7 protein-coding genes are annotated in these 8,873 nt (G+C 27.1%); 1 reads left to right on the forward strand and 6 read right to left on the reverse strand.

Annotated elements, in window-relative coordinates; all coding sequences use genetic code 11:
• Window position 1 precedes the first annotated feature (1 nt).
• The 6 genes from HCG70_RS14695 to HCG70_RS14720 form a co-directional block, all read right to left on the reverse strand.
• The gene (locus tag HCG70_RS14695) at window positions 2-895 is read right to left on the reverse strand and encodes a carbohydrate ABC transporter permease (RefSeq protein WP_042399925.1); all 894 of its coding nucleotides are present in this window, start codon (window positions 893-895) and stop codon (window positions 2-4) included.
• Window positions 896-968: 73 nt separating this feature from the next.
• Window positions 969-2,375: an ABC transporter substrate-binding protein gene (locus HCG70_RS14700; RefSeq protein WP_221697913.1), complete on the reverse strand. Its 1,407-nt coding sequence runs from the start codon at window positions 2,373-2,375 to the stop codon at window positions 969-971.
• A 321-nt stretch (window positions 2,376-2,696) separates the two neighbouring features.
• Window positions 2,697-4,655: a glycoside hydrolase family 127 protein gene (locus tag HCG70_RS14705; RefSeq protein WP_055274924.1), complete on the reverse strand. Its 1,959-nt coding sequence runs from the start codon at window positions 4,653-4,655 to the stop codon at window positions 2,697-2,699.
• Window positions 4,656-4,901: 246 nt separating this feature from the next.
• On the reverse strand, window positions 4,902-5,936 hold the full coding sequence (locus HCG70_RS14710) for a LacI family DNA-binding transcriptional regulator (RefSeq protein WP_042399935.1): 1,035 nt from the start codon (window positions 5,934-5,936) through the stop codon (window positions 4,902-4,904).
• A gap of 151 nt (window positions 5,937-6,087) precedes the next feature.
• Entirely contained in the window at window positions 6,088-6,930 is an 843-nt protein-coding gene (locus HCG70_RS14715) for an Mrp/NBP35 family ATP-binding protein (RefSeq protein ID WP_042399938.1), read from the reverse strand.
• 105 nt (window positions 6,931-7,035) lie between these two features.
• Window positions 7,036-7,365 carry a hypothetical protein gene (locus tag HCG70_RS14720; RefSeq protein ID WP_042399941.1) on the reverse strand — a complete coding sequence of 110 codons (330 nt, stop codon included), beginning with the start codon at window positions 7,363-7,365 and terminating at the stop codon, window positions 7,036-7,038.
• A gap of 735 nt (window positions 7,366-8,100) precedes the next feature.
• Here HCG70_RS14720 and HCG70_RS14725 point away from each other — a divergent pair.
• Complete coding sequence (locus HCG70_RS14725) at window positions 8,101-8,838, forward strand: hypothetical protein (protein WP_221697914.1); 738 nt, start codon at window positions 8,101-8,103, stop codon at window positions 8,836-8,838.
• Window positions 8,839-8,873 lie beyond the last annotated feature (35 nt).

Genomic DNA, 8,873 nt, shown 5'->3' on the forward strand with positions numbered 1-8,873 from the left:
CTTATCCCTCCTCCTTTGAAAATGTTCCATTTAATTTTAATTGAATCATATTAATTGTCATTGCAATAATAAATAGTATAATTCCAACTGCAGATGCATAACCCATTGCATTCTTTTCAATACCTTGTCTATATAAATATCCTACGATTGTAAGACCTATGTTCTTAGGTGAAGAATTTCCTCCCCAAATCATATAACTTTCTGTAAACATTGCTAATCCAGCATAAATAGAAATAGTTAATACATAAACTATTGTTGGCTTTAATTGTGGAACAGTTATATAAAAGAATTTTTGTACTGCGTTTGCACCATCAATATCTGCTGATTCATAAAGTTCATCAGGTATGTTCTTAAGTCCTGATAAGAAATATAACATATTAACACCTGTCCATCTCCAGCATGCTAATAATAATAATGCGAAAAATCCAGTTCCTGCACCTTTTAACCATTTTATAGGATCCATTCCAAAGAAACCTATAATAGAGTTCATTACTGCACCATCTAATTCACTAAATGCTAATCTAAAAATTGTACCAGCAACAACTACAGATGTTAATGCAGGTAAATAAAGAGCTGATTTAAAGAATTCTCTTCCTTTTGCAAATTTACTATTTAAAACTGTAGCTAATAACATTGGAATTGGTATTAATAAAACCAATGTCCAAAGCATGTATTTCATACTATTCATAATAGCTTTAAGAAATACTTTATCACCTAATAATCTACTATAATTATCAAAACCAACCCATTCAGTTATTCCTGGTAAAACTGATTGAAAGCTCATTATTATTGTTCTTGCCATAGGTGATATAAAGAAAACTAAAAATATAATTATAAATGGTAATATAAATACATATGGAGCAACCTTTTTATTATATATAAATCTTTTTACCACTTTGTTACCTCCCTCTATAAATTATGCAAAACCCATCTCCTATGATGGATTTTGCATTTATTAAAAAATATTATTATTGAATTGCGTTATCAACTTCATCCTTAGCATAATCTAAAGCATCTTTTACACTTTCTCCATCTTCGAATATACTATTTAAAGTTGTAGTACAGAATACTTCATTAATTGAAGGGCTATTAGCAACAACTTTGCATAATCCAATTTCATCTCTTATTTCTTTTAAAACATCAAAAGGATTGTTTTGGAAGTATTGAACATATTGGTTATCTGGATTATTAGTAACTTCTTCGTTATCCCAAACAGCAGTGTTAACTGGATCAAAGCCTAGTATTTCCCAAACCTTTATATTACCTTCTTCTGAAAGCTTAGCAAATGCTAAGAATTCTTTAGCTAAATCCTTAGCTTCACATTGGTTAGTAACAACAGTACCAGTACCTCCCCCACCAACTGAGCGGTCTTGACCTTCTTCAAAAACAGGAGCTGGAGCTATAGCAATTTTACCTGATAACTCTGGCATATAGTTAATAAATCTTGACATATACCACATTGGCATAATAGCACAAGCATAATTTCCATTGTTGTATTCACCAAAAGCTTCTTCATTATCAGGTTGTCCACCTGCAATTGTTGCAATAGCATTACTATCTTGAAGATCCTTTAATGTTGTTAGCACCTTTTCCATTTCAGGTGTATCAATTTGTGGATTACCTTTATCATCAGTATAATCACTTCCAAGTTCTGATATCATTAATGATTCAGTCCATATAGAACCTGTATCAGCTGTTCCTAAATATTTTCCAGTAGCATCATAATATTTACTACCTGCTTCTTTAAAGTCATCCCAAGTTTTAATTGTTGTATAATCAATACCTGCAGCTTCTAATAATTCAGTATTATAGAATGCAACTGTTGCTCCAACATGTGTTGGTAAACCATATACTTCTCCATCTGAACTATAAAGATTAAGTCTTGATTCAACTATAGAATCTTTATAAGGTTCAACTACATCTGTTAAAGTTTCTAATTGTGGTACACCTTTTAAGAAATTAGGAAATTGTCCAACTTCAATATCACATAAATCTGGAGCACCCTTTCCTGCTAATAATGAAGATTGTAATTTAGTATGCATATCTCCATAAGGTAAAACTGTTAATTTTAAATTAATTGTCTTATCTGGATTTTGCTCATTCCACTCTTTAACCATTTCTTGATAAAACTGAGCATGTAATTCAACGAATGTCCACATTTCAAGTTCAGTACCATTTTCATCACCTGCTGTTAATATTTGTGCTTCCTCTTCTGAAGACTCATCTGAAGTTTCATCACTATCAGATTCACTTGAAGAGTTCGAACTTCCAGTACCACTATTACTACTTGATCCACATCCAACCATTAACCCCGTAGTTACTGATGTGGCTAGTATTAATCCCATTAACCTCTTAAACGTTTTCATCTTAACCATAATATCCCTCCATAAATACATAATATATATTACAAAAGCTATTGCTTATGTAGACATTTAATAAATTTCCACCCTTTTTTCCTTACATACTTTTATCCAATTATTTTATTTTCATTTTCTTGAATTAGTACAATATTATTGTAACTAATAGCACCTAATATTGTCAATACATTTCCAGTTATTTTTTCCAAAACATTGAAAATATTTTCTGCATTTTATTGACAATTAATTAAAAATCTAAATATTGTACTTACAATAATATTTATAATTATTTTTTAAAATAATAATAATCCATATTATACTTACATTTCAATATTGGATTTAAATAATATCAGCCTTCATCCAAACAATCATTTCACCTTTTTTCCTATTACCCCAATAACAATATGGTATTGCCTTTAATTTAATATCATTTAAAACAGGTCTTTTATTTAAATACAATTTTTCTCTACTTGAATTTTTGTCATCTACTTTTTTTCCATTAACATATAATAAAGTTGTTCCCCCTAATAAATTTTCATCATATATTTCACTAATTTCCTCCGCGGTATTAACCATAATTCCTGAAAGATTACTTCCATTATCAACTTCCTCTAAACAATATACTAATGGACCTTTTGTTATTGCTACTTTTGCAAAATCAGCTCTTAATAATGGATTTGAATACATAAATCTTGCCGGTGAATCAAATTTAACTTTTATAATATCATCATTAAAACTTCCATTAATAACTGCAAATCCTTTATTTACTTCAAATAAGCAACTTTTACCATTTATAGTTATATTAAAATTCTCTGCATAATCAGGTATTCTAATTGCAATTGAAGCCTTATTATCATTGTTAGATGATACCTTTAAATTTATATTATTGTCATTTGGGAAGTCTGTAACAAGTTCAACATAAATATTCTTTTCTTCCAATTCTACTACTGATGTATTTGAAACAAATAAATTAATATATAAAGTGTCTTTAGCCTTCATATAAATATATTGTCCTAATGAAGCTAATGTTCTTGCTATATTAGGGGGGCAACATGCTACACCAAACCATTTTTGCCTTACTGGTTTTACATGTTCTTTACTTGTACGTGATAAACAAGAGTCTGGCCATACCTCTAACGGATTTACATAAAAGAAACTCTTTCCATCCATAGAAATTCCAGAAATCACCGTATTATATAATGCTCTTTCTACTACATCTATATATTTTGCTTTTCTTGTTATCTTAGCCATTCTTAATCCAAATAAAGCTAACCCTATAGATGCACATGTTTCTGAATAATTACTATCATTAGGTAAATCATAATCAGTTGTAAATCTTTCTAATAATCCTGATGATCCTATACTTCCTGTTATATACATTCTTTTATCAACTATATTCTTCCATAATATTTCACAAGCTTTAAATAATTCGCTATCATTATATTCACATGCCAAATCCGCCATAGCACAATACATATAAACAGCTCTTACAGCATGTCCCTCTGCTGTTTTCTGTTCTCTTACTGGTAAATGTGATTGTGAATATAATGGACTATACCCATCAAATTCTGGAAAAATCCTTTTAAATTTTTCACTCTTTTGTTCTTCTAGGAAGTAATTAGGAGATTTCCCTCTTTCATCTATAAAATATTTTGCCATATCTATATACTTTTTTTCATTTGTAATTTCATATAACTTAACTAATGCTAATTCTATCTCCTGATGTCCAGGATATCCATGATTTTTTCCTGCTTCTTTTCCAAAAGTATCACAAATCAAATCAGCAAATTTAATCATAATATTCAAAAATTTATCTTTTCCTGTAGCATTATAATATGCTATAGCAGCCTCTAATAAATGTCCTGCTGTATATAACTCATGTCCCTCCATTAAATTTGTCCATCTTAATTCTGGCTCCTTTATAGTGAAATAAGTATTCAAATATCCATCTTCGCATTGAGCTCTTCCTATTAAATCTATTACCTCATCTGCAGTAGCTTCTAAGTTTTTATCTTTATCTGTTGCTAAAGTATACGCTACTGCTTCCAACCATTTTGCTACATCTGTATCTTGAAAAACTGCTCCACCAAATTCACCACTACTTTCTCCTGCTGCAATTTTAAAATTCTTCAAGCAATGACTTGGTTCAGCGCCCTTAACATTATCATTTAATATATTCCACTGATAAGGAATTATTACATCCTTGACTAACTTAGTATATTTAGTCCAAAAGGCATCATTAATTTTTATTTTTTGCAGATTAACTGATTTCAACTTTTTATTATTCTCTAATCCCATTTTGACTCCTCCCTATTGTTTACTAAAACGTTTAATTACTTTCTAATATATTTATACCATATTTTTACTTATTTTAAAATTCATCCCTAATCTCTTTTTCATAATTATCCCAATATATCTCTTTTCTTCTCTTATTATCTCTAAATAATAATATAAACTAATTTAATTTGTTCTTAATATTTATACTTAAACGTTTAATAAAAAAAATAGGTATATCATAGCTTTTCTATGTTATACCTATAAGTACTATATTTTTCTTAAGGAATTTCCCTCTATAAATTTACATTTTATTTTGTATATTTTATTTGTAATCTTTTTATTATTCTCTACCAAGGATTTAATTAATACTTGCGCTGATTTTCTTCCTATTTCATACAATGGTAATGCCATAGTTGCTAATTTAGGGTTATACGCTTGACTTACTTCCCTATTGTCAAAACCTATAATAGAAATATTTTTACCAATTAATATACTTTTATTATTTAAGTAGTCATATACTCCTCCTGCCATAACATCATTCATTGAAAAAATTGCTGTAATACCTTGTTCAACTAACCTTTCAGCTGCTTCATATCCTGATTCCCTTTCCCAATCCCCATAATATAAAAAACTAGGATTAAAAAGTATATTGTTATCATATAAAGCTCTTTGATATCCTCTTAATCTTTCTTGAGTATGTATACTTTGTTGTAATCCACATATTACTCCAATTTTTTCATTTTCATTTTGAATAAGTCTACATGTAGCATCATATGCTGCTTCCTCATCATCAAAAATTATCGAAGAAAATTTATCTGATTTTACAAAACTATATGCTATTGTAATAGGTATTGGAAATTTTTCAGGAATACACTTAAGTTCCCTACAATGACATGCAATATATATAATTCCCTCTACTTGCTTAGATATCATTAATTTAAATTCTTCATTAACTCTTTTATAATATTTATCAGAGTTATAAAAATTTTTATCATATTTTTTATATAATCTTAGATTTCCAAGCACCAATTGATAACCTTGTTCATCACAATACTCATTAATTCCATCTACTATATTAGCAGTATTAAATACTGTTAAGTCTTCTGTAATTACTCCAATAGTTTTAGTATTTTTTTGCTTCAAATTTTGCGCAATTACATTTGGTGTATAATCTAATTTTTTTATTACATCCATTACCCTTTTTCTGGTCTCATCACTTGCCCCTGGCTTCCCATGTATGATGTTAGATACTGTTGCAATTGATACACCACTTTCTCTTGCAATTTCTTTTATTGTTGCCATTCTCATTCACCTTTATTAAACGTTTTATTTAAAATTATAGCAAATTTTAACTTTTATATCAATTATATACTATTTATTTCAAAAAAACTTAACATAAACAAAAAGTATCTAAGCTGCTATAAAAAGCTTAGATACTTTTTTAAATATAAATTTATAACATTAATTTTTTCTTTGATTTTGCTATTACCTTTTCAACTATAGGATCAAACAATTCAGCAATTTCTTCCTCTTCTTCAATTAATTCTAATGATCCATAATTAGTTATTGCCCTATGCATAGGTAACTCTCCTAAAAGTTCTACATTCATATCCTTTAAGAACTTTTCTGTATTTTCACCATTAAACAATTTTATTGTTTTATCACAATCTGGACATTTAATATAGCTCATATTTTCTATTACTCCAAATACATCAATATTCATTTTTCTAGCCATATTTATTGATTTAGAAACAATCATAGAAATCATATCTTGAGGAATAGAAACCATTACTACCCCTTTAATAGGAATAGACTGCATTACTGTCAGAGGAACATCCCCTGTTCCTGGTGGCATATCTATTATTAAGTAATCTAATTCTCCCCAATATACTCCAGTCCAAAATTGATTTACTACACTTACTATTGCAGGACCTCTCCAAATTACAGCTTCGTCTTCCTTTTCCACAACAAGATTTAAAGACATAACTTTAATTCCTTCACTACTTTCTACAGGGAAAATTAATTTTTCAGTCCCCATTGCTCTTTGTTCTTCTATATGAAGTAATCTTGGGATACTAGGACCCGTAATATCTGCATCTAAAATTCCTACAGAATATCCCCTTTGAACAAGCTGTCTTGCTAACATTACAGACATAGTAGATTTTCCTACTCCACCTTTTCCACTCATTACAGCTATAATGTTTTTTATTTTATTTGATGGATTATTTTGAATACCACATTTTTCTTCCTCTTTTCCACATTCGCCATTACTTGGGCATGAATTACAATTTGACATTTATTTCACCTCTTTATTTGGTATTATTTATCCTAAGTTTATTCCTCTTATGTTTCTTTGTCAAATCAGATAACACTTAATAAACATAATTTCCTATATATCAATTTAATATCCTTCATCATCATAATAATGATGTTGATAGTAATCATACTTTTCATCATAATAATCATAATCGTAATAATTATTGTAGTAATCATAATCATCAAAATAAAAATCTATTTTATTCTCATATTCATTATTATCTTTATTTATCAAATCATTTTTTTTACTATAATCATTTGTATTATAATCATGATTAAAATACTTTTGATAATATGTTTTTGGTGCACCATATGAATCAGGTACTTTAATCTGAATCATACTTTCATTTCCTTTAGCAAGATATAATTCTATTAATAATACTATAAAAATTCCATTTATAAATATTTTTTTCATATATACTCCTTTATTTATATAAAAATATTCTAAATAATAAGTTTTTGCATGTTTTATATTTAATTCTTAATTTAAATTTAATCATAATTAAACTTTGATAAATCTTATTAATTTTAATGTAAATTATAGTAAAAATATATATTTTTTCGTATTTTTTTACTATTTTTATTTTATTTATACAATTATAGACATTTATTGTTGAAGATGCTAAAATTAATTATAGGAGGTTTTCAATATAATTTTATAATTAATAGGTGGGATAAATATATTATGAATTCATTAACATTAACCAAAAAATACAATATTTACTTAAAATATTTCTTAATTTTTCTTTTTAGTATTTTAGCAATTATAAGTGAATTACTACTTCAAAACATTAACTTTGCATTTCCAATAACACTAAGCAGTATTTCACTGTTTATAATAATTGGACTTGCTAATGGAAAGAGTAGTTTTTTCATTATATTGTTAATAAATATTATTCTCTTTTTTACAAACGATTTCAACATATTGTCAACAATTGAATTTTTACAAGTATATTTTATGTGGTTTTTATATCAAAAAAACAAAAAAAATATTTTAATGAATGCTTTATTATTTATATTAATAATATCACTTCCTTTAATGTTGATTAACTTATACTTTACAAACAGTTCACTTGATATCAATACAGTATTTTTTTTCTTAATAATATTTTTAAATAAAATTTTCAATGCATTAGTTGCAGATTTATTTTTGCAATATATTTCATTAAGAAAAATAGTACCATTACCTACTAAACACGAAAAAAAGCTAACTTTATCAAATTTGTTAACGTATACTCTAATAGCTAGTGTTATAATCCCTGTTATAGTCTTTGTGATAATTGCAGTTATTAATACAGAAAAAGAAGTTAATTTAAAAGTAACAGAAGATTTACATCTTGCTTCTGATTATGTTAATGATAAAATTGAAAATTGGACAATAGAAGAAAAAAGCAATTTAAAGCTAAATAATCCTATTCACGTATCCAAATTATTAGATATTTTAAACGTATATGTTTCTACCTCCGACTCCACTATAAGTTTCTATTTAGTAGACTTTAATAATAAAATAATTAGTAATTTACCTAATAATGATTATTCATCATTAGGATTAAACTGGATAAAAGATGGATCAATTGATGAGTTTTCACCTGGCTTCTATACATGGTGGTCTCCTATTGACACTTCTTACTTAATCAAAAATTATTCTAAAGATTGTAACTATGTGTATGTAACCTCAATAGATAATTCAAAAATTTTAATTAGTATTCCATCATCTCAATACACTAGTACTATAATTTCAGGATACTTAGAATCATTAAAAATATTAATTCCTCTTGCATTAATACTATTCCTAGTTATTTCATTATTAAAAAATATTATTTTAAAATCAATTTCTAAAGTAATTATAGGGATGAGCATAATTGATCTTTTAAAAAGTGAATATTAATTAGAGATGAAAAAATAGGAAAATTAGGATTATTA

This window comes from Clostridium sp. K04 (assembly GCF_019734375.1).
Classification (GTDB): Bacteria; Bacillota; Clostridia; order Clostridiales; family Clostridiaceae; genus Clostridium; species Clostridium saudiense.

Coding starts and splice junctions, on each gene's coding strand:
- HCG70_RS14700 (WP_221697913.1), bottom strand. CDS start 2,375: ATGGTTAAGATGAAAACGTTTAAGAGGTTAATGGGATTAATACTAGCC.
- HCG70_RS14705 (WP_055274924.1), bottom strand. CDS start 4,655: ATGGGATTAGAGAATAATAAAAAGTTGAAATCAGTTAATCTGCAAAAA.
- HCG70_RS14710 (WP_042399935.1), bottom strand. CDS start 5,936: ATGGCAACAATAAAAGAAATTGCAAGAGAAAGTGGTGTATCAATTGCA.
- HCG70_RS14715 (WP_042399938.1), bottom strand. CDS start 6,930: ATGTCAAATTGTAATTCATGCCCAAGTAATGGCGAATGTGGAAAAGAG.
- HCG70_RS14720 (WP_042399941.1), bottom strand. CDS start 7,365: ATGAAAAAAATATTTATAAATGGAATTTTTATAGTATTATTAATAGAA.